We start from the raw sequence: 23,230 nt of genomic DNA, 5'->3' as shown, positions 1-23,230 counted from the left end.
AACACGATGAGGTCCGACGGCGCCGACCGGATCACCGAGGTGGCCGACCGGTTGTTCGCTGCGATCGAGGGCGGCGACGTCGCCGCGGTGGCGCGGATGTGGGCCGACGACATCGCGGTGTGGCAGTCCGGGGATCCGCACGACCGGGACAAGGAGCGGGCGCTGCGGGTGATCGACTGGTTCATCTCCGGCACGGTCGAGCGCCGCTATGAGGTCCTGGACCGACAGGTGTTCGACGACGGTTTCGTCCAGCAACACATCCTGCTCGCGCGGGGCCGCACCGGCGCGTCGATCGCATTGCGGGTCTGTCTGGTGGTGAGGATCGGCGCCGACGGGCTGATCAACCGCATCGACGAATACTTCGATCCGGCCGGCATCGCACCGCTGCTGGCCGCCCAAGATGGTTGACACCCTGGATATTTCGTCGTCTCCACAGCGGACCGCACCGGCCGAAGTAGCATCGGCTTCGTGTCTCGCCCGGTAGATGACGCCGCCGCGCTGCGCATCCTTGTCTACAGCGACGATCCCCGCACCCGGGACGCGGTCCGGACGGCCCTCGGCACCCGGCTGCATCCCGACCTGCCCGAGCTGGGTTATCAGGAGGTCGCGACCGAACCGATGGTGCACGAGCACCTCCGTTCGGGCCACTTCGACCTGGTGATCCTCGACGGTGAGGCCACCCCCGCCGGCGGGATGGGCATCGCCAAACAACTCAAGGACGAGCTGGCCGACTGCCCGCCCGTCCTGGTGCTCACCGGTCGCCGCGACGACGCCTGGCTGGCCCGCTGGTCGCGGGCGGAAGCCGCGGTTCCGCAGCCGATCGACCCGATCGAACTCGGCGATGCCGTGCTGTCGCTGCTCCGCACACGCACATCCTGACCCGTCACCAAAATCTCTGCGCCGCTTGTACCTTCGCGTGCGATCCTGGCAAACGGGCATTGCCGGGCGGCGACGCCCGGACGCGACCCGATACTAACCAAAATGTGTGGCATGTATCCCAAACCGGACTAGGCTGTGTGGTAGTTCACAGCCAAGGTCACGAGGGGGCGCTTCGCCGGGATGGACGTGTACACACCGATCCTGGTCCTGGGCGCCATCGCGGCAGTTTTCGCGGTGGTCTCGGTCGGGATCGCCGTCGCCATCGGGCCCAGGCGCTACAACCGGGCGAAACTCGAGGCCTATGAGTGCGGTATCGAACCGACGCCACCGTCCGCCGCGGTGGGTGGGTCGGCGCAACGGTTCCCGATCAAGTTCTATCTGACCGCGATGATGTTCATCATCTTCGACATCGTCATCGTGTTCCTCTACCCGTGGGCGGTGGCGTTCGACGGCCTCGGCGTGTTCGCGCTGGTGGCGATGCTGTTGTTCATGCTCACGGTGTTCGCGGCCTACGTCTACGTGCGCCGGCGCGGAGGGTTGACGTGGGATTAGAGGAACAGCTGCCGGGCGGCATCCTGCTGTCCACGGTGGAGAAGGTGGCCGGCTACGTCCGGAAGGGCTCGCTGTGGCCGGCGACGTTCGGGCTGGCGTGCTGCGCCATCGAGATGATGGCGACGGCGTCCCCGCGCTTCGACATCGCCCGGTTCGGCATGGAGAGGTTCTCGGCGACACCGCGTCAGGCCGATCTGATGATCGTCGCCGGCCGGGTGAGCCAGAAGATGGCCCCGGTGCTGCGGCAGATCTACGACCAGATGGCCGAGCCCAAATGGGTGCTGGCGATGGGGGTGTGCGCCTCCTCGGGCGGGATGTTCAACAACTACGCCATCGTGCAGGGGGTGGACCATGTGGTGCCGGTGGACATCTATCTACCCGGCTGTCCGCCGCGCCCGGAGATGCTGTTGCACGCGATTCTCAAGCTGCACGACAAGATTCAGCAGATGCCGCTGGGCGTGCACCGCGACGAGGTGATCCGGGAGACCGAGCGGGCCGCGCTCGCGGCACCCACGACCGTCGAGTTCAAGGGCCGGATGCGATGAGCGACCACACCCCTGACCACCGCGAACCCGGCCGGGGCGATCCCGAGGTCATCGCGGTGCGCCGGGGCATGTTCGGGGTCGGTGACAGCGGTGACACCTCCGGATACGGCGGCCTGGTCAAACCCGTCGCCATGCCGGGCGCGGCGACCCGGCCCTACGGAGGTTGTTTCGACGCGGTGGTCGACGCGCTGATCGCCGCGCTCGGTGCGCAGCGATACGCCGCGGCGGTGGAACGCGTGGTGGTGTACCGCGACGAACTGACCCTCGACATCCGGCGCGAGCAGCTGCGTGCGGTGGCCACCGCCCTGCGCGACGACCCGGATCTGCGGTTCGAACTGTGCGTCGGCGTCAGCGGTGTGCACTACCCCGAGGACACCGGCCGGGAACTGCACGCGGTGTACGGCTTCCTGTCGATCACCCACAACCGCCGGCTGCGGTTGGAAGTGGCGGTCCCCGACGCCGATCCGCACATTCCCTCACTGTTCGGGATCTACCCGACCACCGACTGGCATGAGCGCGAGACCTACGACTTCTTCGGCATCGTGTTCGACGGTCACCCCGCCCTGACCCGGATCGCGATGCCCGACGACTGGGAGGGCCACCCGCAGCGCAAGGACTATCCGCTGGGCGGCGTCCCGGTCCAGTATCACGGCGCGACCATTCCGCCGCCCGATGAGCGGAGGGCCTACAACTGATGAGTACCAGGCCGGAAACGGTCATCACGCTCGGCGGTCAGGACTGGGATCAGCTCGTCGCGGAGGCCCGCAGCAACGCCGCCGACCAGACCGGTGAGCGGATCGTGGTCAACATGGGCCCGCAGCATCCCTCCACACACGGGGTGTTGCGGCTGGTGCTGGAGATCGAGGGTGAGACGGTCACCGAGGCCCGCTGCGGTGTCGGTTATCTGCACACCGGCATCGAGAAGAACCTCGAATACCGCACCTGGATGCAGGGCGTCACCTTCGTCACCCGGATGGATTACCTGTCGCCGTTCTTCAACGAGACGGTGTACTGCCTCGGGGTGGAGAAGCTGCTCGGGATCACCGAGGCGATCCCGGAGCGGGCCAACGTGATCCGCGTGATGCTGATGGAACTGAACCGGATCTCCTCGCATCTGGTGGCACTGGCCACCGGCGGGATGGAGCTGGGCGCGATGACCGCGATGTTCCTCGGTTTCCGCGAACGCGAGGAAATCCTCAAGGTTTTCGAGTTGATCACCGGCCTGCGGATGAACCACGCCTACATCCGCCCCGGAGGGCTGGCCGCCGACCTGCCACCCGATGCGGTGCCCCGGGTCCGGGAGTTGTTGGAGCTGCTACCCGGACGGCTGCGCGACCTGGAAGACCTGTTGAGCCAGAACCACATCTGGCGGGCCCGCAACGAAGGCGTCGGCTACCTCGACCTGACCGGGTGTATGGCGCTGGGCGTCACCGGCCCGGTGCTGCGCTCGGCCGGTCTCCCCCACGACCTGCGCAAGTCGCAGCCGTATTGCGGTTACGAGAACTACGAATTCGACGTCATCACCGATGATCGATGTGATGCCTACGGCCGCTTCATGATCCGCGTCAAGGAGATGCACGAGTCGCTGAAGATCGTCGAACAGTGCCTGGATCGGCTCAGGCCGGGGCCGGTGATGATCGAGGACCGCAAGCTCGCCTGGCCGGCCGATCTGAAGCTGGGCCCCGACGGGCTGGGCAACTCCCCCGAACACGTCGCCCGCATCATGGGCCGCTCCATGGAGGGGTTGATCCACCACTTCAAACTGGTCACCGAGGGTATCCGGGTGCCGCCCGGACAGGTCTACGTCGCGGTGGAGTCGCCGCGCGGGGAACTGGGCGTGCACATGGTCTCCGACGGCGGCACCCGGCCCTACCGGGTGCACTATCGCGATCCGTCCTTCACCAATCTGCAGGCCGTCGCGGCGATGGCCGAGGGCGGCATGGTGGCCGATCTGATCGCGGCGCTGGCCTCGATCGATCCCGTGATGGGAGGGGTGGACAGATGACCGGCGGCAACGGCACACCCGTGTTCATCAGCGTGGCCGAGCTGGGACAGCGTCCCGACGAGGACGGGCCGCCGATCGCCGGACCGGCGAGCTACCCGCCGGAGGTGACCGAACGGTTGGCCGCCGACGCGGCGACGATCATCGCCCGCTATCCGCAGGCCCGCTCCGCACTGTTGCCTCTGCTGCATCTGGTCCAGGGCGAGGACGGTTACCTGACCCGCGCCGGCATCGCCTTCTGCGCCGACCAGCTGTCGCTGTCCGCGGCCGAAGTCGCCGCCGTCGCGACGTTCTACTCGATGTACCGGCGCCGGCCCACCGGTGACTACCTGGTCGGGGTGTGCACCAACACGCTGTGCGCGATCATGGGCGGCGACGCGATCCTCGACGCCCTGCAGGAGCACCTGGGCGTCCCGGCGGGCGGGACCACCGAGGACGGGGCGGTGACGCTGGAACACATCGAATGCAACGCCGCCTGCGACTACGCGCCGGTGGTGATGGTGAACTGGGAGTTCTTCGACAACCAGACCCCGGCGTCGGCTCGGGAACTGGTCGACGGACTGCGGTCGGGACGGCCCCCGGAACCGACCCGCGGCGCACCACTGTGCAGCTTCCGGCAGACCGCCCGGATCCTCGCCGGCCTGCCCGATCCGCGGCCGAAGACCCCGGGCGGCCCGGGCGAGGCGACGCTGGCCGGGCTGCGGGTGGCGCGCGAGCGCGGCATGTCGGCGCCGGAGCCCACCTCATGACGCCACTGACCCCGGTGCTGACCCGGTTCTGGGACGAGCCGGAACCCTGGTCGCTGGACACCTACCGCCGCCACGACGGATACCGCGCCCTGGAGAAGGCGCTGAAGATGGCTCCGGACGAGGTGATCGCCCTGGTCAAGGAGTCCGGGCTGCGCGGCCGCGGCGGTGCGGGGTTTCCCACCGGCACCAAGTGGTCGTTCATCCCCCAGGCCGCATCGACCCAGGCGGGCGCCGCAGGCGGCTCCGATCCGGCCGCCAGACCGCACTACCTCGTCGTCAACGCCGACGAATCGGAACCGGGCACCTGCAAGGACATCCCGCTGATGCTGACCACCCCGCACTTCCTGGTCGAGGGGGCGATCATCGCGGCCTATGCGATCCGGGCCCGGCATGCGTTCATCTATCTGCGCGGCGAGGTGGTGCCGGTGCTGCGCCGCCTGCAGCAGGCGGTCGCCGAGGCCTACGAGGCCGGCTACCTCGGCGCCGACATCCGCGGTTCCGGATTCGATCTGGATCTGATCGTCCACGCCGGCGCGGGCGCCTACATCTGTGGGGAGGAGACCGCCCTGCTGGACTCGCTGGAGGGCCGGCGCGGTCAGCCCCGGCTGCGGCCTCCGTTCCCGGCGGTGGCCGGGCTGTACGCCTGCCCGACCGTGGTCAACAACGTCGAGTCGATCGCCAGCGTCCCGCCCATCGTGCTCAACGGAATCGACTGGTTCCGGTCGATGGGCAGCGAGAAATCACCAGGCTTCACCCTGTATTCGCTGTCGGGACATGTCACCCGGCCCGGGCAGTACGAGGCGCCGCTGGGCATCACCCTGCGGGAACTGCTCGACTACGCCGGCGGCGTCCGGGCGGGCCGGTCGCTGAAATTCTGGACCCCGGGCGGATCGTCCACCCCGCTGCTGACCGCCGAACATCTCGACGTGCCACTGGATTACGAGGGTATCGCCGGGGTGGGCTCGATGCTGGGCACCAAGGCGCTGCAGATCTTCGACGACACCACCTGTGTGGTGCGCGCGGTGGCGCGGTGGACCGACTTCTACGCGCACGAGTCGTGCGGCAAGTGCACCCCCTGCCGGGAGGGCACCTACTGGCTCAAACAGATCTACGCCCGGTTGGAGTCCGGCGCCGGCACCCGGGCCGACCTCGACAAGCTGCTCGACATCTCCGACATCGTGCTCGGAAAGTCGTTCTGCGCGTTGGGTGACGGGGCCGCGATGCCGATCCAGTCGTCGCTGAGGTACTTCCGCGACGAATACGAGGCGCATCTCGACCCCGCTTCCCCCGGCTGCCCGTTCGATCCGCATGCCTCGACGCTGATGGCCACCGAGGAGGTGCGGGCATGACGTCGTCGACGAGCTCACCGGCGGGCACCGGCCGGGCGCCGGTCGAGATGGTGAACCTGACCATCGACGGCACCGAGATCAGCGTGCCCAAAGGCACCTTGGTGATCCGCGCCGCAGAACTCCTCGGGGTGGAGATCCCCCGGTTCTGCGACCATCCGCTGCTGGACCCGGTCGGCGCGTGCCGGCAGTGCCTGGTCGAGATCGAGGGCCAGCGCAAGCCGATGGCGTCGTGCACCACCACCGTGATGCCCGACATGGTGGTGCGCACCCAGCTCACCTCCGAGGCGGCGGCCGCCGCCCAGCACGGTGTGATGGAACTGCTGCTGATCAACCATCCGCTGGACTGCCCGGTGTGCGACAAGGGCGGTGAATGCCCGCTGCAGAACCAGGCGATGTCCACCGGCCGCGCGGAGACCCGCTTCGAGGACGTCAAACGCACCTTCCCGAAACCGATCAACATCTCCAGCCAGGTGCTGCTGGACCGGGAACGGTGTGTGCTGTGCGCGCGGTGCACCCGGTTCTCCCAGCAGATCGCCGGTGACCCGTTCATCGAACTGCTGGAACGCGGTGCGCTGCAGCAGGTCGGCATCGCACCGGAGCAGCCGTTCCAGTCCTACTTCTCCGGCAACACGGTGCAGATCTGCCCGGTCGGGGCGTTGACCGGGGCGGCGTACCGGTTCCGGGCCCGCCCGTTCGACCTGGTCTCCAGCCCGACGGTGTGCGAGCACTGCGCATCCGGATGCGCGCAACGCACCGACCACCGGCGTGGAAAGGTGTTGCGCCGGCTGGCCGGTGACGATCCGGAGGTCAACGAGGAGTGGAACTGCGACAAGGGCCGGTGGGCGTTCACCTACACCCGCGTCGGTGACCGCCTCACCGCACCGCTGGTGCGCGGCGCCGACGGGGAGCTGCGCTCGGCGTCCTGGCCGGAGGCGCTGTACACCGCTGCCCGCGGTTTGGCCGGGGCGGTCGGGCGGGCCGGGGTCCTGGTGGGTGGGCGGGCCACCGTGACCGACGCCTACAGCTACGCCAAGTTCGCCCGGATGGTCCTGGGCGGCAACGACATCGACTTCCGCGCCCGCACCCACAGCGCCGAGGAGGCGGATTTCCTCGCCGCCGTGGTCGCCGGCCGCCCGATGCCGGTGACCTACACCGACCTGGAACGGGCGCCGGCCGTGCTGCTGGCCGGCTTCGAGCCGGAGGAGGAGTCCCCGATCGTGTTCCTCCGGCTCCGCAAGGCGGTCCGCAAACACGGTCTGCGGGTGATGTCGGTGGCGCCGTACGCGAGCCCGGGACTGACCAAGCTCGGGGGCCGGCTGCTGCCCACCGTCCCGGGCGGGGAGGCCGAGGCACTCGACGCGCTGCACGACGACGACTGGTTGACCCGACCGGGTGCGGTGATCCTCACCGGCGAGCGGCTGGCCGGCCACCCCGGCGCCTACTCCGCGGCGGCCCGGCTGGCGGACGCCACCGGGGCGAGGCTGGCGTGGATCCCGCGGCGGGCCGGTGAGCGCGGTGCGCTCGAGGCGGGTGCGTTGCCGAATCTGCTGCCGGGCGGCCGCCCGGTCACCGATGCCGCCGCCCGGGCCGAGGTCACCGCGGCGTGGCACGCCGCGGACCTGCCCTCGGCACCCGGACGCGACACCGCCGCGATGCTGGCCGCGGCCCGCTCCGGGGAGCTGGGCGCCTTGCTGATCGGCGGGGTGGATCCGTTCGATCTGCCGGATCCAAAGGCCGCTCTGGCCGCGATCGACGCGGTCGGGTTCGTGGTGAGCCTGGAGATGCGGAGCAGCGCCGTGACCGACCGCGCCCACGTGGTGTTCCCGGTCGCACCGGTGACGGAAAAGTCGGGTGCGTTCGTCAACTGGGAGGGCCGGCTGCGGCCGTTCGACACCGCCGTGCCCACGGATGCGCTGCCGGACTCCCGGGTGTTGCACGTGCTCGCCGACGAGATGGGCGTCGATCTCCGGACCCCGACACCGGCCGCCGCCTCCGACGAATTGGCGCGGCTGGGTCGCTGGTCCGGACCGTGGCCCGCAGCTCCGAGGGTGGCCGCCGCGGAACCGCCGCAGCCGGGCTCCGGTGAGGCCGTGCTGGCCGGGTGGCGGATGCTGCTCGACGCCGGTCGGCTGCAGGACGGCGAACCGCATCTGGCCGGCACCGCCCGCGCCCCGGTGGTGCGGCTGTCGCCGGCCACCGCGGCCGACATCGGGGCGGCCGACGGCGAACCGGTGGCGGTCGGCACCGACCGCGGTGAGATCGTGCTGCCGCTGGCGGTGACGGAGATGGCCGACCGGGTGGTGTGGCTGCCGTTGAACTCGCCGGGCTCGGCGGTGCACCGGCGGCTCGGGGTCGGCCCCGGGGCAATCGTGACGATCCGGCGGGCCGAGTCGTGACCTATCCCGATCCCGGAGCATTCGGCCACGACCCGTGGTGGCTGATCGTCGCGAAAACGGTCGGGATCTTCGGTTTCCTGGTGCTGACGGTGCTGTCGGCGATCCTCATCGAACGGAAGATCCTGGGTCGGATGCAGATGCGGTTCGGGCCCAACCGGGTCGGACCACGCGGACTGCTGCAGTCGGTGGCCGACGGGGTGAAGCTGGCGCTCAAGGAGGGCCTGATACCCCGCGCCGCCGACAAGCCGCTGTACCTGCTGGCGCCGGTGATCGCGGTCATCCCGGCGTTCATGGCGTTCGCGGTCATCCCGATGGGCCCGGTGGTGTCGGTGTTCGGCCACCGCACCCCGTTGCAGCTCACCGATCTTCCGGTGGCGGTCCTCTACATCCTGGCCGTCGCCTCGGTCGGGGTGTACGGCTTCATCCTGGCCGGCTGGTCGTCGGGCTCGACCTATCCGCTGCTGGGTGGGCTCCGGTCCACCGCGCAGGTGATCTCCTACGAGGTCGCGATGGCGTTGACGTTCGTCGCGGTGTTCCTCTACGCGGGCACCATGTCGACCTCGGGGATCGTGGCCGCGCAGCAGGGCACCTGGTATCTCTTCCTGCTGCTGCCGTCGTTCCTGGTCTTCCTGGTCGCGATGGTCGGCGAGACCAACCGGGCGCCTTTCGATCTGCCCGAGGCCGAGGGGGAACTCGTCGGTGGATTCCACACCGAGTACTCGTCGCTGAAGTTCGCGATGTTCATGCTGGCCGAGTACATCAACATGGCCACCGTCTCCGCGTTGGCCACCACCCTGTTCCTCGGCGGCTGGGCTGCCCCGTGGCCGATCAACATGTGGGCCGGCGCGAACTCCGGCTGGTGGCCGCTGCTGTGGTTCACCGCCAAGGTGTGGGTGTTCCTGTTCGTGTTCTTCTGGCTGCGCGCCACCCTGCCGCGGCTGCGTTACGACCAGTTCATGGCGTTGGGCTGGAAGGTGCTCATCCCGATGTCGATGGTGTGGATCATGGTGGTCGCCACCGCGCGCGGGTTGCAGGTCTTCGGCTACGTGGGCTGGTCCACCGGGTTGACGAGCGTCGCGGCGATCACCGCCCTGGCGCTGATCGCGGTGGTGTGGTGGGTGTTCAGCCGGCGCAACGAGGCCGAACCCGCGCTCCCCCAGACTCATTCCGGCGCCTTCCCCGTGCCGTCGCTGCCGGCCGGTCAGCAGCGCACCGAGAACGCCAAGGAGACGGTTGATGTCTAGGTTGTCGAGGTTTCTCGAGGCGATCGCCGGGTTCGGCGTCACGCTCGGCGCGATGTTCAAGAAACCGCTGACCGAGCAGTATCCCGAGCAACCCGGCCCGGTCGCGCCGCGCTATCACGGCCGGCACCAGTTGAACCGGTATCCGGACGGGTTGGAGAAATGCATCGGTTGCGAGTTGTGCGCCTGGGCATGCCCGGCCGACGCCATCTATGTCGAGGGCGCCGACAACACCGAAGCGCAGCGCTACTCCCCCGGTGAACGGTACGGCCGGGTGTACCAGATCAACTATCTGCGCTGCATCGGCTGCGGACTGTGTATCGAGGCGTGTCCGACCCGGGCGTTGACGATGACCAACGACTACGAGATGGCCGATGACAATCGGGCCGACCTGATCTGGGGGAAGGACAAACTGCTCGCCCCGCTGCAGCCCGGGATGGTCCCGCCGCCGCACCCGATGGCGGTTGGAGCCACCGATGAGGACTACTACCTGGGGAGGGTGTCGCCGATCACCGAGGATGTGCGGTGATCGGAGCGGTCATCACGTTCGCCGCCGCCGCGAACGACGACGCGGTGAATACCGTGCACACCTCGACCGGCGAGGCGGTGCTGTTCTGGATCGTCGGCGGCCTCGCGGTCGTCGGCGCTCTCGGCGTCGTCACCGCACCGAAGGCGGTGTATTCGGCGTTGTTCCTGGCGATGACGATGATCGGGCTCGCGGTGCTCTACCTCGCCCAGGACGCGCCGTTTCTGGGCGTGGTGCAGGTGGTGGTGTACACCGGCGCGGTGATGATGCTGTTCGTCTTCGTGATGATGCTGATCGGCGTCGACTCGTCCGAGGCACTGGTGGAAACCATTCGGGGGCAACGTGTCGCCGCGGTGGCCGCCGGGTTCGGGTTCGGGATCCTGTTGATCGCCGGGATCGGGAGCGTCGCGGCCGAGATCGGTTTCACCGGTCTGGACGAGGCCAACAGCGGCGGCAATGTGGAGGGCGTCGCCGCGCTGGTGTTCACCCGGTATCTGTGGGCGTTCGAGATCACCGCGACGCTGCTGATCACCGCCGCGCTCGGGGCGATGGTGCTCGCCCACCGGGAACGTTTCGGCCGCCGCAAGACTCAGCGCGAACTGGCCGAGGAGCGGTTCCGCGAAGGCGGCTATCCGACGACGTTGCCGCCGCCCGGGGTGTACGCGACCCGCAACGCCGTCGACGTGCCGGCCCGGCTGCCGGACGGATCGGACGCGGAGATCTCGGTCAATCCGATGCTGCGGCCCCGGGAGGAGCACGAGTGAACGTGCGGACGCGAGGAGCACAGTGAGTCCCGACAACTATCTGTATCTGTCGGCGTTGCTGTTCACCATCGGCGCCGTCGGGGTGCTGGTGCGGCGCAACGCGATCGTGATGTTCATGTCGATCGAGTTGATGCTCAATGCGGTGAACCTGTCGCTGGTCACGTTCGCCCGGCTGCACGGCTCCCTCGACGGCCAGGTGCTCGCCTTCTTCGTGATGGTGGTGGCCGCCTGCGAGGTGGTGATCGGCCTGGCGATCATCATGGCCATCTTCCGCACCCGCCGTTCGGCTTCGGTGGACGACGCCAACCTGCTCAAACACTAGGGAAACGATGACGATTCCGCTGTGGCTGCTGATTGCGCTGCCGGCCGTCGGTGCGACCGTGCTGCTGCTGGCCGGGCGGCGCGCCGACCCGTGGGGTCATCTGCTGGGGTGCGCCGCCGCGCTGGCGTCGTTCGGCGTCGCCGCGGTGTTGTTCGTGGACATGCTGGGCCGGCCCGGTGATCAGCGCGGCACCGTGGCGACCCTGTTCTCCTGGGTTCCCGTCGCCGATCTGCAGATCGACTTCGGTCTGCAACTCGACCAGTTGTCGATGTGTTTCGCGCTGCTGATCACCGGTGTTGGCTCTCTGATCCACATCTACTCGGTCGGCTACATGCGCGAGGACCCGGAGCGCCGAAAGTTCTTCGCGTACCTGAATCTGTTCCTCTCCGCGATGCTGCTGCTGGTGCTGGCGGACAATTTCTTCGGCCTGTACGTCGGCTGGGAGGGCGTCGGCCTGGCGTCGTATCTGCTGATCGGTTTCTGGGCGCACAAACCCTCGGCGGCGACGGCCGCCAAGAAGGCGTTCGTGGTCAACCGGGTCGGCGACATGGGCCTGGTGATCGCGATGGCCGTGATGTTCGCCGCGGCCGGCTCGGTGTCGTTCAGCGGGGTCTTCGGCGCCGCACCGCAACTCGGTGAGGGCACCCTGACCGCGATCGGGCTGCTGCTGTTGCTGGCGGCCTGCGGCAAATCCGCTCAGGTGCCGCTGCAGTCCTGGTTGGGCGACGCGATGGAAGGCCCCACCCCGGTGTCGGCTCTGATTCATGCCGCCACCATGGTGACCGCGGGCGTGTATCTGATCGTGCGGTCCGGACCGGTGTTCGATCTGGCGCCGGGCGCGCAGCTCGCGGTGGTGGCCGTCGGCGCGGTGACCCTGCTGTTCGGTGCGATCATCGGCTGTGCGAAGGACGACATCAAGAAGGCGTTGGCGGCCTCCACGATGAGCCAGATCGGCTACATGGTGCTGGCTGCCGGTCTGGGGCCGGCCGGTTACGCGTTCGCGATCATGCATCTGCTGACCCACGGGTTCTTCAAGGCCGGGCTGTTCCTGGGGGCCGGGTCGGTGATGCACGCCATGAACGACGAGGTCGACATGCGCCGTTACGGCGGTCTGCGGTCCGTGCTGCCGATCACCTTCGCCACCTTCGGGCTCGGCTACCTGGCGATCATCGGGGTGCCGCCGTTGGCCGGCTTCTTCTCCAAGGACGCCATCATCGAGGTCGCGCTGGCCGCAGGTGGGGTCAAGGGTGTGGTGCTCGGCGGGGCTGCGCTGCTGGGCGCCGGCATCACCGCCTTCTACATGACCCGGGTGATGCTGCTGACGTTCTTCGGCGAACGGCGCTGGGAGCCGACCGCGCAGCCCCACGAGTCGCCACCGGTCATGACGGTGCCGATGATCCTGCTGGCCGTCGGATCGGTGGCCTCCGGTGCGGTGCTTGCCGTCGGCGGCACCCTGCAGCACTGGCTGGAGCCGGTGGTCGGCGTCCACGAGGCCCACCATGTGGTGCCGGTCTGGGTGGTGACCGCGACGGTCCTGGCGACGGTGGCGGTCGGCATCGTGGTCGCCTACCGGATGTATGCGATGCGCCCGGTGCCCGTCGAGGTTCCGGAGGGTTCGGCGCTCACTGTGGCCGCGCGGCGCGATCTGTACGGCGACGCCTTCAACGAGGCGGTCTTCATGCGCACCGGACAGGGCCTGACCCGCACCCTGGTGCACGTCGACGAGGTCGGTGTCGACGGCGTCGGCAGCGGCCTGGCTGCGACGGTGCGGCGGTTCTCGGAGGCCCTGCGCGGCCTGCAGACCGGTTTCGCCCGGTCGTATGCCTTGTCGATGCTCGTGGGTGCGGCCCTGGTGGTCGCCATGGTTCTGGTGGTGCGCGCGTGGTGACTGGTTTTCCCTGGCTGACCGCGTTGTGGGCGACACCGATCGTCGGTGCCGCGGCGCTGGTGCTGCTGCCCGCGGCCCGCCGCGGCCTGGCCAAATGGTTCGCGCTGGCGGTGTCGCTGCTCGTGCTGGGCATCACCGCGGTGCTCACGGCAGGATTCGACCCGGGCGGCGAGCGTTACCAGTTCGTCGAGTCGCACCGCTGGATTCCGTCCTTCGGCACCGGCTACATCCTCGGGATCGACGGGATCGCGCTGGCGCTGGTGCTGCTCACCGCGGTGCTGGTGCCGCTGCTGATCGTGGCCGGGTGGAACGACGCCGATCAGCGCCCCGGCCTGGCGGGGCGTGCGGTGCACCTGTATCTGGCGCTCACCCTCGCCGTCGAGGGCATGGTGTTGATGTCGCTGATCGCGTTGGACGTGCTGCTGTTCTACGTGTTCTTCGAGGCCATGCTGATCCCGATGTACTTCCTCATCGGCGGCTTCGGCGGCGCCCACCGCGGCCGGGCGGCGGTGAAGTTCCTGCTGTACAACCTGTTCGGCGGGTTGATCATGTTGGCCGCGGTGATCGGTCTGTACGTGGTGACCGCGGGCAGCGACGCCCTCGCCGGTCCCGCGGGCGGGGGCACGTTCGACTTCCGCGCGATCGTCGCCGCGGTGTCGGCCGGCGATCTGATGATCGACCCGGCGGTGCTGAACCTGTTGTTCCTCGGGTTCATGCTGGCGTTCGCGATCAAGGCGCCGCTGTGGCCATTCCACCGCTGGCTGCCCGACGCCGCGGTGGAGGCGACACCGGCAACCGCGGTGCTGATGATGGCGGTGATGGACAAGGTCGGTACGTTCGGCATGCTGCGGTACAGCCTGCAGCTGTTTCCCGACGCGGCAACGCTTTTCCGGCCCCTGGTCGTCGCGCTGGCGGTGATCGGGATCGTCTACGGCGCGATTCTGGCGATCGGCCAGACCGATGTGATGCGGCTGATCGCCTACACGTCGATTTCGCACTTCGGCTTCATCATCCTGGGCATCTTCGTGATGACCAGTCAGGGTCAGTCCGGTTCGACGCTGTACATGATCAATCACGGTCTCTCCACCGCCGCGCTGTTCCTGATCGCCGGATTCCTGGTGACCCGGCACGGGACCCGGCTCATCACCGATTACGGCGGGGTGCAGAAGGTCGCCCCGGTGCTGGCCGGCACCTTCCTGGTGGCCGGGCTGGCCACGCTGTCGCTGCCCGGGCTGGCGCCGTTCATCAGTGAGTTCCTGGTGCTGATCGGGACGTTCACGCGGTATCCGGTGTTGGCGGTCCTGGCGGCCACCGCGTTGGTGCTGTCGGCGATCTACATCCTGTGGACCTACCAGCGGATGATGGCCGGCCCGGTGCGCGAGGACAACCGATCGATCCGCGACCTGATCCCCCGCGAACTCGTCGTGGTCGCGCCGCTGATCGCGCTGCTGGTGGGGCTGGGGGTGTATCCCAAACCGGCGCTGGACATCATCGACCCCGCGGTCGGTCACACCTTGACCTCGATCGGCGAACACGACCCGAGGCCGACGATCACGGCGGGAGACGATCCCGTTCCGGCAGGAAAGGGGCGCTGACATGCCCACCCCCAGCGTGGAGTACAGCCTGCTGCTACCGATGTTGATCGTGTTCGGCGTCGCCATCGCCGGAGTGCTGATCGAGGCGTTCCTGCCCCGCCGGCTCCGGTATCGCGTCCAGCTGACGTTGACGCTCGGCGGGTTGGTCGCGGCCCTGCTCGCGGTGCTCGGCCTGACCGACCGACTCTCCGGCGGTGGCGGGGACACCGCGATGATGGGCGCGGTGGTCATCGACGGTCCGGCACTGTTTCTGCAGGGCACCGTCGTGCTGCTGGCGATCCTGGGTGTCTTGCTGATCGCCGAACGCCAGATCGGATCGCGGGATCCGGCCCGCGGTCTGGACGGGTTCACCCCGCAGGCGTCCGCGGTGCCGGGCAGCGTCGCCGAACAGGTCGCCACCAGGGCGGGTGCGGTGCAGACCGAGGTGTTTCCGCTGACCATGTTCGCCACCGGCGGCATGATGCTGTTCGGTGCCTCGGACGACCTGTTGACGATCTTCGTCGCGCTGGAGGTGCTGTCGCTGCCGCTGTACCTGCTGTGCGGGCTGGCGCGGCGGCAGCGCCTGCTGTCCCAAGAGGCCGCGTTGAAATACTTCCTGCTGGGCGCGTTCTCGTCCGCGTTCTTCGTCTACGGGGTGGCGATGCTGTACGGCTACTCCGGCACCCTGCGGCTCGGCGGAATCGCCGACGCGGTCGCCACCCCGCCCGGCGGTTCGACCGCGCTGGCGCTGATCGGCATCGGGCTGCTGATGGTCGGGTTGCTGTTCAAGGTGGGGGCGGTGCCGTTCCACTCCTGGATTCCCGACGCATATCAGGGTGCCCCGACGGCGATCACGGCGTTCATGTCGGCGGCCACCAAGGTCGCGGCGTTCGGCGCGCTGCTGCGGATCTGTCACGTCGCGCTCCCCGCCCTCAAGGACGACTGGCGTCCGATGTTGTGGGCGGTGGCGATTCTGACCATGGTGGTGGGCACCGTCACCGCGGTGACGCAGACGGATGTCAAGCGGATGCTGGCGTATTCGGCGGTCGCCCACACCGGGTTCATCCTCACCGGCGTGATCGCCGCGAACGAGGCCGGGGTGTCGTCGACGCTGTTCTATCTGTTCGCCTACGGGTTCAGCTCGCTGGGCGCGTTCGCCCTCGTCGGGTTGGTGCGGTCACGTGACGGTGAGGAGGCGACCTCGATGGCGGCGTGGGCCGGGTTGGGCCGCCGTCATCCCCTTGCCGGCGTGGTGTTCTCGCTGTTTCTGCTTGCGTTCGCCGGCATTCCGTTGACCAGTGGGTTCGTCGCCAAGTTCGCGGTTTTCAAGGCCGCCGGGGAGGGCGGTGCGATTCCGCTGGTGGTGATCGGGGTGATCGCCAGCGCCGTCGCCGCGTACTTCTATGTGCGGGTGATCGTGTTGATGTTCTTCACCGATCCCCCCTCGGATGCGCCCGAGGTCGTCGCCCCCAGCGGGCTGACCACCGCTGTGGTCACGGTGACCGCCGCGGTGACGTTCGCGCTGGGGGCGTTGCCGCAACCTCTGCTCGATCTGGCGGACAGCGCGGTTCCGTTCCTGCGCTGAGCGACTCGCCCCTACCACGGTGGTGTGACATTCCCGGGTGTTCTGGGCCAAGTTGTCCTCAATGGGGGTTTTGTCCCCAGTCGGGGTGATGGGGGCTGCTGTGTCGAATGGGTGTTCGATACGGTGGGTTCATGGGTCAGCAGTTCGTCACCGCCGGGGCCGCCCGGGCGCGGGTGGGTGAGTTGCTGGCCGCGGTGGATGCGGCGTATGCCGAGATGCGCGCGTTGTGTCTCGATGAGGTCGGTACCGGGTTTCGGCTGGAGTTGGCCGAGCGGTTGGAGACGCAGTGTCGGATCAATCGGGGGTTGATGTATCGGGTGTTCGCCCAGTTGGCCGACCCGCCTGATGAACCGGCGATGGTGCCGGCGGTCAGAGACCGGTTGTGGGCGCGGTTGCGGATCACCCCTGGTGAGGTGAAACGCCGGTTGCGGGTGGCCGCACTGCTGCGGCCGCGCCGCCGGCTCAGCGGCCCACCGCTGCCGCCGGTGTTGGCGCGGGTGGCCGGGGCTGTCGAGTCCGGGCTGCTCGGTGAGGAGCATCTGCGGGTCATCACCACGGTGATGGCTGCGTTGCCGTCGGCGGTGTCGGTGACCGATCGGGAGGCGGTGGAAGCCAGCCTTATCGCCGAGGCCGCCCGAAGTGATGCCGGCATCGTGCGGCAGGCGGGGCGGCGGATCGAGGAGATCTTCAACCCCGACGGGCATTACGACGATCAGGACCGGGCCCGCCGCCGCGGCATCCACCTCGGTGACCAACAGCGTGATGGGATGTCGGCGATCTCCGGGTGGATCGACCCGCAACTGCGCGCCTATCTGGAGGCCGTCACCGCCGCGGTCCGCCCGGGCCGCCATCTACCCCACACCACCACCGATACCACCGGCACCACCGGCACCACTGAGACCACCGATACCGCCGGCACCGCTGCGACGGCCGCCGCTGATACCGCTGCGACGGCCGCCGATACCGCTGCTGACGGGGTTGGGGATATCGATACCGGGGGTGTGGATTTGCGCAGTGCGGCTCAGCGCCGCCATGACGGGCTCACACTCGGGTTGAAGATCGCGGTGGCCTCCGGGCGGTTGGGGTCGCATCGGGGGCATCCGGTGACGGTGATCGTGCGCACCACCCTGGGCGAGTTGAATCAGGCCGCCCACGCCGTGGCCGACCCCAGGGTGTCGATGCCCGGGCCGGCGCGTACCGGGGGTACCGGGGTGCTGCCGATGCGGGAGTTGATCCGTATGGCCGCCGACGCCATCCACTACCTGGCGGTGTTCGACGACCACACCGAACGCCCACTGTATCTGGGCCGGCAGAAACGCATCGCCACCGCCGATCAGCGCCTCATCTGCTACGCCCGCGACGGCGGCTGCACCGCACCCGGCTGCGGTGAGCCCGGCTACCACGCCGAAGCCCACCACCAACCCGCCTGGGAGGACGGCGGTCTCACCGACGCCGACCACCTGTTCTTCGCCTGCGGCCCCCACCACAGCGGCCTGACCGAAGGCCGCTGGCAGGCCACCATCACCCCCACCGGCCGACTCGCCTGGACCAACGACCACCACCCACCCACCGTCAACCACGCCCACCACCCCGAAGAACTCCTACGCGCACACACCGACCCACCAGAAGACCCCGGGTGACCACTCCGGCCGCCGGCGGGTCAGGGCAGCAGCCCGACCTGGCGATAGGCCACCTCCAGATAGCACCGGAGCTGGCGTGCCGAGGGTGGCTCAGGTTGCAGCACACGGTAAGTCACTGCGCCGGCGAGCATGTCGACGAGTACGTCCAGATCGGCGTCGGCCGCCACCGTTCCGAGGTCCCGGGCCCGCCGGAGCAGGGCGATGGCGGCGGTGCGGCGCGGCAGAATGTAGTGCTCCCAATAGGTTCGCAACAGCGCCGGATGGGTCACCGCCGAACCGTAGATCGCGGCGATGAGACCACGGAACGCGGGGTCCGCAGCGGTCCGGGCAGCCGCGGAGATGTTGCGCCGCACCAGCTCATACGGATCCGAGACCGAGGCTTCGGCCGGAGTGGGCCAGGCCAGTTCGGCGCTCACCCGGTGTTCGATGGCGTCGGCGACGAGTTGCTCCTTGTCGGACCAGCGTCGGTAGATGGTCGGCTTGCCGACACCGGCGCGTCTGGCCACCTGTTCGATGCTCAGCGCGGAAATACCCTGCTCGACGAAGATTTCCAGCGCGGCGTCGAGAATCGCGGAGTCCAGAGCCGGGTCTCGGGGCCGCCCCCGCGCGGCGGCCCGGCCGGTGGCGGCCGCGTCCGTGGCGGTCACCGTACCCGCCCGACAGTCAGCGCCGACTTCAACCAGTCCGCGAGATCGGTCGCGTCCCGGCCCCGCCACGCCAGATGACCGTCGGGACGCACGAGAAAGGCGTCACACCCGCGCATCTCGGCTCCGCGCAATCCGACGACGTACTCACCCAGGAAGGTGTGGGCCGTCCCGAGCAGCCCCGGACCCTCTCGGTGATGCCGGCCCGAACCGGGTTCCAGCACCGCCCACCGGCCACCCAGCTGTTCGTACAACCGGCTGATATGCCCGTCATCGCGCACGCACCGCTGATCGGGCACCCGGTCCCCCGGCCGCGGGGTGGTCATCGACACCGTTCGGGGCGCCAGCGGCCCGCCCCGGTAGGTCACCCACAGCTGCGATGTCTGATAGGTCAGCCGGCGCTGCACCGACGGCAGCGCCAGCAACGGCAGCACCACACGGTCGCGCAGGAACCGGCCGACGCCGCGGTCGGCGATGTTGAGCTTGGTGGCGGCGCTGGTGTTGCGCAGCACCTCGGTGGCCAGCGGACGCCGTTCGGCCTCATAGGTGTCGAGCAGCGCGGGACCGGCGTAGCCCCGGATCACCAGCGCGAGTTTGAAGGCGAGGTTCTCCGCGTCACCCAACCCGGTCAACATGCCCTGACCGCCGAACGGGGCGTGGGCGTGCGCGGCGTCACCGGCGATGAACACCCGGCCGCGGCGGTAGGTGTCGGCGAGACGGCGGTGCACCCGGAACTCCGACTGCCACACCGTGCCGGTGACCTTCACCCGGTGCCCGGTCCGCTCGTACAGCAACCGCTCCAGCGCGCCCTGATCGAGATCGCCCGGCCCGGGATCGTAGGCGATGATGCGCCACAATCCGTCCGGCATCGGCATCGCGCCGACCATGCCGTCGGGATGGATCCACCCGGTGGTGCCGGACCGGTCCAACCGCCAGTCCAGGTAGACGTCGGCGAGCAGGAACCGCTCGCTGAGCCGCGCCCCGGGGTATCCGATGCCGACCGATTTCCGGGTACTGCTGCCGGTGCCGTCGCAGCCCACCAGCCAGCGGCCGCGCAGTTCGCCGCCGCCCCCGATCCCGGCGGTCACCGTCGACGCGTCCTGGCGCAGACCGGTCAGCGGGCAGTCCAACTCCACCCGGCCGCCCAGCTCGGCCAGCCGGTTCCGCAACGCCGCCTCGACCTCGGCCTGGGAGATGACCATCGGCGGCGCCGCGGTCCGCATCCCCGGATCACCGAACTGCATCCGCATCACCGGCTCGCCGCCGAGATGAGTGGTGATCTGCATGGCCCGCACCGAACGTTCGGGCAGACCTCCCAGCGCACCGAGCCGGTCGAGGACCTCCGACCCCCGAGCGTGCAGGAAGTTGGCCCGCGAGGTCGTCGCCGGGGCCGGCGCCTTGTCGATGACCCGCACGTCCAGCCCGTGGGCGAGCAGCCCGCAGGCCACCGCGAGGCCGACCGGCCCCGCTCCCACCACCACGACGTCGGTCGTCGTCTCGCGCGCCATCCTCGTCGCCGCCTCACCTCTGCCATTTACGTTACGTATCCGTACAGTAATTGAACCCGTGAGCGCATCGCCACCCCGGATGTAGATTCGTCCCATGACCTCTGACCGGGTGGTGTCGCGCACGGACCACGGCCCCGTGCGGCTGCTCACCATGAATCGTCCGGAATCTCGGAACGCCCTGAGCCGCAATCTGATCCGCGAGCTGTACACCGCGTTCGAGGAGGCCGATCAGGACGCTTCGGTCCGGGCGATGGTGCTGACCGGAGCCGATCCGGCGTTCTGCGCCGGGGTGGACCTCAAAGAGGCCCAGCGGGACGGCATGACGTACTTCGACGAGTTCCGCACCCACGACTGCATCACCAAGCCCGCCGAACTGCGCACCCCGATCATCGCAGCGGTCAACGGGCCGACGTTCACCGGCGGACTCGAGATGGCCTTGGGCTGCGACTTCCTCATCGCCTCCGACCGGGCGGTGTTCGCCGACACCCACGCGCGCGTCGGCATCCTCCCCGGCGGCGGGATGACGGCACGGCTGCCGCAGGTGGTGGGCGCCGCGATGGCACGCCGGATGTCGATGACCGGGGAGGTCATCGACGCCGCCCGCGCCGAACGGCTCGGGCTGGTCACCGAGGTCGTCGAGCACGACCGGTTGCTGGACCGCGCGCTGGAGCTGGCCGGGCAGATCGCCGAGGTGCCCGCCGACACCATGGCCGGCCTCAAAGAGATCTACGCCCGCGGAATCGGACCGGTGATCGCTCCGGCGCTGGCCGCCGAACAGGACATCGCGGCCGCGCAGCTACGCGATTTCGGCGGGCTCGGCGAACGCTTCATGGCAGTATCGCAACGCAACAGACAACAGTTGGGGTAGCCGATGAACTCGAAGATCCTGGCAGCACCGGTGGTTCTGGCGACGGCCGCCGGTCTCGCCCTCGCGACGGCCGCTCCCGCGCCCGCGCGGCCGGGCGTCGCCGATTTCGGCGCCACCCAGCACCTTCACGACGGCGGGGTGACCATCGCCTACACGCTCGAGGAGCTCGAACCCAGCGACGACGTCGTGAGCAACGTCGCGCTACAGGGGCGACTCTGGGAGGTGAGCGTCACCGTCGAAGCGGTCGAGGGCGCCGCCACCCCGGTCATCCCGTTCTTCAACGCCCGCAGCGCCGACGGGCAGAACTACCGGGCGTTGTTCACCGCGGTCGGCGAGGAGGCGCTCAGCGGGGCGACGCTGGGCCAGGGCCAGGAGACCGAGGGCAACATCTACTTCGACGTGACCGGCGCCCCGCCGACAGAGGTGGTCTACAACGACGCCGTGCAGGACCGGCTCATCTGGCGCTGACACCCCGGTCGCGCTTCAGGATGAACCCCACGGTGCTCTGATCGCCGAATCCGGGCTGCGGGGCGGTGGCCGCCGCGATCTGCCGCCGCGCCTGTTCGAGCACGGGTGTCTGCGGGTCGAGGACCGACAGATACACCTCGTGCGCGGCGAGCGCCTCGACCGCGAGATCGACGTAGCCGTCCACCACCTCGACATGGGTGGGGTCCGGCCCGTTCTCGAACAGCCAGCGCGCCGGGTGCGCCGACTCGTCGAACGCCGCGGCGACCGCGGTGGCGAATTCGATGTGGTCGCGCTGATTGGGCATCCCCGGCCCCCATTCCGGCCCGCCGTAGATGGTGATCACCACCTGCGGCGCGACCCGGGTGATCGCGTCGGCGATGGCGGCACGAAGGTCGGGGGTGTCGCGGATGCGGCTGTCGGGGAAGTTCCAGAACCGGACGTCGTGCACCCCGACCACCGCCGCCGACCGGCGCTGCTCGGCCTCCCGGACAGTGCCGGCCCGTTCCGGGGGCATGCCGGCGATACCCGCCTCGCCACGTGACGCCAGCACGTACCGGACGTCTCTGCCGGCGGCGGTCCACTTGGCCACGGCGGCGGCCATCCCGTATTCCGGGTCGTCGGGATGCGGCACCAGCACCAGCGCGGTGTCCCAGTCGTCCGGGAACGGTTGCATACCCATGGCTATCGGCTCCTGGTGTTGTGGGCCGCACGAATCAGCCAGCGTCCGTCCCGCTGCACCAGCAGGTAGCTGATCACGCCGGCGCGGTCCCGGGCTCCAGGCTCAGGGTCGGGCCAGTTCCACCGGGTGTGCACCAACGCGACGCCGGGCGCCACCTCGGCGACGGACTCAACCTGTTGGGTGTAATGGGTTTTCCCTGCGATGACGTCGGCCGGTACATCCTGGTGCCCTTCGACATTGTCTCGCCGCGACGTCCACCACAGCCCGGAGTGGGCGATGAAGTCGGCATCCTCGGTGAAGTATCGACCCCATGCCGCCATATCGTGCGCTCGCCACAGATCGGTGGTCGCGGTCATGACTGCGGCGATGTCCTGCTCGTCTTCGATGTCCACCGCGCCAGTATCGAACCTCAACGTTGGTTCAGGTCAACCCTCTTTGGTGACTCCGCGGATGAGGATGGCCGCCACCTCGTCCGCCCACCGTTCGGTGATCGGCTCGTCGGGATGCAGCACCATGCGGAACATCACCGACCCACCGATCAATTCGGTCAGTCGGTCCGCGTCGACGCCGGATTGCACCTCGCCGCGTCCGGCCGCCTCGGCGAGCCGGCGGCGCAACGCCTCCACCAGCGACCCCACCCGGCCCAACAGCCCGCGGTGCAGTCGGGGGTCGGCGGCCATGTCGACCAGCAGCCCGGGCATCGCGGCCCGGGCCGCCGGGGTGGCGGTGATCTGCCGGTTGCGTTCGATCAGGGCCCGGACGATGCCGGCGACGTCATCGGAGGACTCCACCGTGTCGACGGGATCGGTCGGCGCGGTCGCCGCGTACACCAGTTCGGGCTTGCTCGACCACCGGCGGTACAGCGCGGTCTTGGTGGTTCCCGCCCGCTCGGCGACGGCGCTCATGGTCAGGTTCGAATAACCGATTTCGACAAGAAGATCCGCCGTGGCCCGCAATATGGCACCGTCGATACGCGGGTCGCGGGGGCGACCGGCACCCGCGGCCTTGTCAACCGAAGTGGAGTTCGTGGTCATAACGTTCCCCGTATCGT

24 protein-coding genes are annotated in these 23,230 nt (G+C 69.1%); 19 read left to right on the top strand and 5 right to left on the bottom strand.

What is annotated here, in order from left to right; translation table 11 throughout:
* Positions 1-6: 6 nt before the first annotated feature.
* From CKW28_RS06725 to CKW28_RS06645, 17 genes are all read left to right on the top strand, one after another.
* A complete protein-coding gene (locus CKW28_RS06725) occupies positions 7-408 on the top strand; it encodes a nuclear transport factor 2 family protein (RefSeq protein WP_040548044.1) in 402 nt (133 codons plus the stop codon).
* 60 nt (positions 409-468) lie between these two features.
* Positions 469-879, top strand: coding sequence for an Rv3143 family two-component system response regulator (locus tag CKW28_RS06720; protein WP_003927339.1), 411 nt, complete (start codon positions 469-471; stop codon positions 877-879).
* A 180-nt stretch (positions 880-1,059) separates the two neighbouring features.
* On the top strand, positions 1,060-1,431 hold the full coding sequence (locus CKW28_RS06715) for an NADH-quinone oxidoreductase subunit A (RefSeq protein WP_003927340.1): 372 nt from the start codon (positions 1,060-1,062) through the stop codon (positions 1,429-1,431).
* A complete protein-coding gene (locus CKW28_RS06710; protein ID WP_003927341.1) occupies positions 1,422-1,976 on the top strand; it encodes a NuoB/complex I 20 kDa subunit family protein in 555 nt (184 codons plus the stop codon). The genes CKW28_RS06715 and CKW28_RS06710 overlap by 10 nt, the downstream gene beginning before the upstream one ends.
* Positions 1,973-2,671 (top strand): NADH-quinone oxidoreductase subunit C, encoded by a 699-nt coding sequence (locus CKW28_RS06705; RefSeq protein ID WP_003927342.1) that lies wholly within the window; start codon positions 1,973-1,975, stop codon positions 2,669-2,671. The genes CKW28_RS06710 and CKW28_RS06705 overlap by 4 nt, the downstream gene beginning before the upstream one ends.
* Positions 2,671-3,981, top strand: a complete 1,311-nt coding sequence (nuoD, locus tag CKW28_RS06700) for an NADH dehydrogenase (quinone) subunit D (RefSeq protein ID WP_003927343.1) — start codon at positions 2,671-2,673, stop codon at positions 3,979-3,981. The genes CKW28_RS06705 and nuoD overlap by 1 nt, the downstream gene beginning before the upstream one ends.
* Positions 3,978-4,727, top strand: coding sequence for an NADH-quinone oxidoreductase subunit NuoE (nuoE, locus tag CKW28_RS06695; RefSeq protein WP_003927344.1), 750 nt, complete (start codon positions 3,978-3,980; stop codon positions 4,725-4,727). The genes nuoD and nuoE overlap by 4 nt, the downstream gene beginning before the upstream one ends.
* Positions 4,724-6,076 (top strand): NADH-quinone oxidoreductase subunit NuoF, encoded by a 1,353-nt coding sequence (gene nuoF, locus CKW28_RS06690; RefSeq protein WP_003927345.1) that lies wholly within the window; start codon positions 4,724-4,726, stop codon positions 6,074-6,076. The genes nuoE and nuoF overlap by 4 nt, the downstream gene beginning before the upstream one ends.
* Positions 6,073-8,472: an NADH-quinone oxidoreductase subunit G gene (locus CKW28_RS06685; RefSeq protein WP_003927346.1), complete on the top strand. Its 2,400-nt coding sequence runs from the start codon at positions 6,073-6,075 to the stop codon at positions 8,470-8,472. Before nuoF ends, CKW28_RS06685 begins: the two co-directional genes overlap by 4 nt.
* A complete protein-coding gene (gene nuoH, locus CKW28_RS06680; RefSeq protein ID WP_003927347.1) occupies positions 8,469-9,716 on the top strand; it encodes an NADH-quinone oxidoreductase subunit NuoH in 1,248 nt (415 codons plus the stop codon). Before CKW28_RS06685 ends, nuoH begins: the two co-directional genes overlap by 4 nt.
* A complete protein-coding gene (gene nuoI / locus CKW28_RS06675; protein WP_085975181.1) occupies positions 9,709-10,242 on the top strand; it encodes an NADH-quinone oxidoreductase subunit NuoI in 534 nt (177 codons plus the stop codon). Before nuoH ends, nuoI begins: the two co-directional genes overlap by 8 nt.
* Complete coding sequence (locus CKW28_RS06670; protein ID WP_234785016.1) at positions 10,242-11,003, top strand: NADH-quinone oxidoreductase subunit J; 762 nt, start codon at positions 10,242-10,244, stop codon at positions 11,001-11,003. The genes nuoI and CKW28_RS06670 overlap by 1 nt, the downstream gene beginning before the upstream one ends.
* Before the next feature lie 22 nt (positions 11,004-11,025).
* On the top strand, positions 11,026-11,325 hold the full coding sequence (gene nuoK, locus CKW28_RS06665) for an NADH-quinone oxidoreductase subunit NuoK (protein WP_003927350.1): 300 nt from the start codon (positions 11,026-11,028) through the stop codon (positions 11,323-11,325).
* Positions 11,326-11,332: 7 nt separating this feature from the next.
* Complete coding sequence (gene nuoL / locus CKW28_RS06660; protein WP_003927351.1) at positions 11,333-13,213, top strand: NADH-quinone oxidoreductase subunit L; 1,881 nt, start codon at positions 11,333-11,335, stop codon at positions 13,211-13,213.
* Positions 13,207-14,808 carry an NADH-quinone oxidoreductase subunit M gene (locus tag CKW28_RS06655; protein ID WP_003927352.1) on the top strand — a complete coding sequence of 534 codons (1,602 nt, stop codon included), beginning with the start codon at positions 13,207-13,209 and terminating at the stop codon, positions 14,806-14,808. The genes nuoL and CKW28_RS06655 overlap by 7 nt, the downstream gene beginning before the upstream one ends.
* A 1-nt stretch (position 14,809) precedes the next feature.
* Positions 14,810-16,372 carry an NADH-quinone oxidoreductase subunit NuoN gene (nuoN, locus tag CKW28_RS06650; RefSeq protein WP_003927353.1) on the top strand — a complete coding sequence of 521 codons (1,563 nt, stop codon included), beginning with the start codon at positions 14,810-14,812 and terminating at the stop codon, positions 16,370-16,372.
* 131 nt (positions 16,373-16,503) lie between these two features.
* On the top strand, positions 16,504-18,012 hold the full coding sequence (locus CKW28_RS06645; protein ID WP_197700616.1) for an HNH endonuclease signature motif containing protein: 1,509 nt from the start codon (positions 16,504-16,506) through the stop codon (positions 18,010-18,012).
* Positions 18,013-18,032: 20 nt separating this feature from the next.
* Here the strand turns inward: CKW28_RS06645 and CKW28_RS06640 are convergent, their stop codons facing one another.
* Together CKW28_RS06640 and CKW28_RS06635 are read right to left on the bottom strand one after the other, a co-directional pair.
* Complete coding sequence (locus CKW28_RS06640; protein WP_003927844.1) at positions 18,033-18,659, bottom strand: TetR/AcrR family transcriptional regulator; 627 nt, start codon at positions 18,657-18,659, stop codon at positions 18,033-18,035.
* Complete coding sequence (locus CKW28_RS06635; RefSeq protein ID WP_003927845.1) at positions 18,656-20,164, bottom strand: FAD-dependent oxidoreductase; 1,509 nt, start codon at positions 20,162-20,164, stop codon at positions 18,656-18,658. Before CKW28_RS06635 ends, CKW28_RS06640 begins: the two co-directional genes overlap by 4 nt.
* Before the next feature lie 94 nt (positions 20,165-20,258).
* On the opposite strand from CKW28_RS06635, the gene CKW28_RS06630 reads away from it, so the two are divergent.
* Together CKW28_RS06630 and CKW28_RS06625 are read left to right on the top strand one after the other, a co-directional pair.
* Positions 20,259-21,032: an enoyl-CoA hydratase gene (locus CKW28_RS06630; protein WP_003927846.1), complete on the top strand. Its 774-nt coding sequence runs from the start codon at positions 20,259-20,261 to the stop codon at positions 21,030-21,032.
* A 3-nt stretch (positions 21,033-21,035) separates the two neighbouring features.
* The gene (locus CKW28_RS06625; protein WP_003927847.1) at positions 21,036-21,500 is read left to right on the top strand and encodes a DUF1942 domain-containing protein; all 465 of its coding nucleotides are present in this window, start codon (positions 21,036-21,038) and stop codon (positions 21,498-21,500) included.
* Here CKW28_RS06625 and CKW28_RS06620 read toward each other — a convergent pair.
* From CKW28_RS06620 to CKW28_RS06610, 3 genes are read right to left on the bottom strand one after another with little or no spacing between them, the layout of a single operon-like run.
* Complete coding sequence (locus tag CKW28_RS06620) at positions 21,487-22,179, bottom strand: PIG-L deacetylase family protein (protein WP_003927848.1); 693 nt, start codon at positions 22,177-22,179, stop codon at positions 21,487-21,489. The two genes, CKW28_RS06625 and CKW28_RS06620, sit on opposite strands and share 14 nt — an antisense overlap.
* 2 nt (positions 22,180-22,181) lie before the next feature.
* Complete coding sequence (locus CKW28_RS06615) at positions 22,182-22,571, bottom strand: SgcJ/EcaC family oxidoreductase (protein ID WP_003927849.1); 390 nt, start codon at positions 22,569-22,571, stop codon at positions 22,182-22,184.
* A gap of 33 nt (positions 22,572-22,604) precedes the next feature.
* Complete coding sequence (locus CKW28_RS06610; RefSeq protein ID WP_003927850.1) at positions 22,605-23,213, bottom strand: TetR/AcrR family transcriptional regulator; 609 nt, start codon at positions 23,211-23,213, stop codon at positions 22,605-22,607.
* Between the last annotated feature and the right edge of the window lie 17 nt (positions 23,214-23,230).

This window comes from Mycolicibacterium thermoresistibile (assembly GCF_900187065.1).
GTDB lineage: Bacteria > Actinomycetota > Actinomycetes > Mycobacteriales > Mycobacteriaceae > Mycobacterium > Mycobacterium thermoresistibile.
Note: the sequence above shows the minus strand (reverse complement) of the source record. Positions and strands in the feature narration are given on the sequence as shown.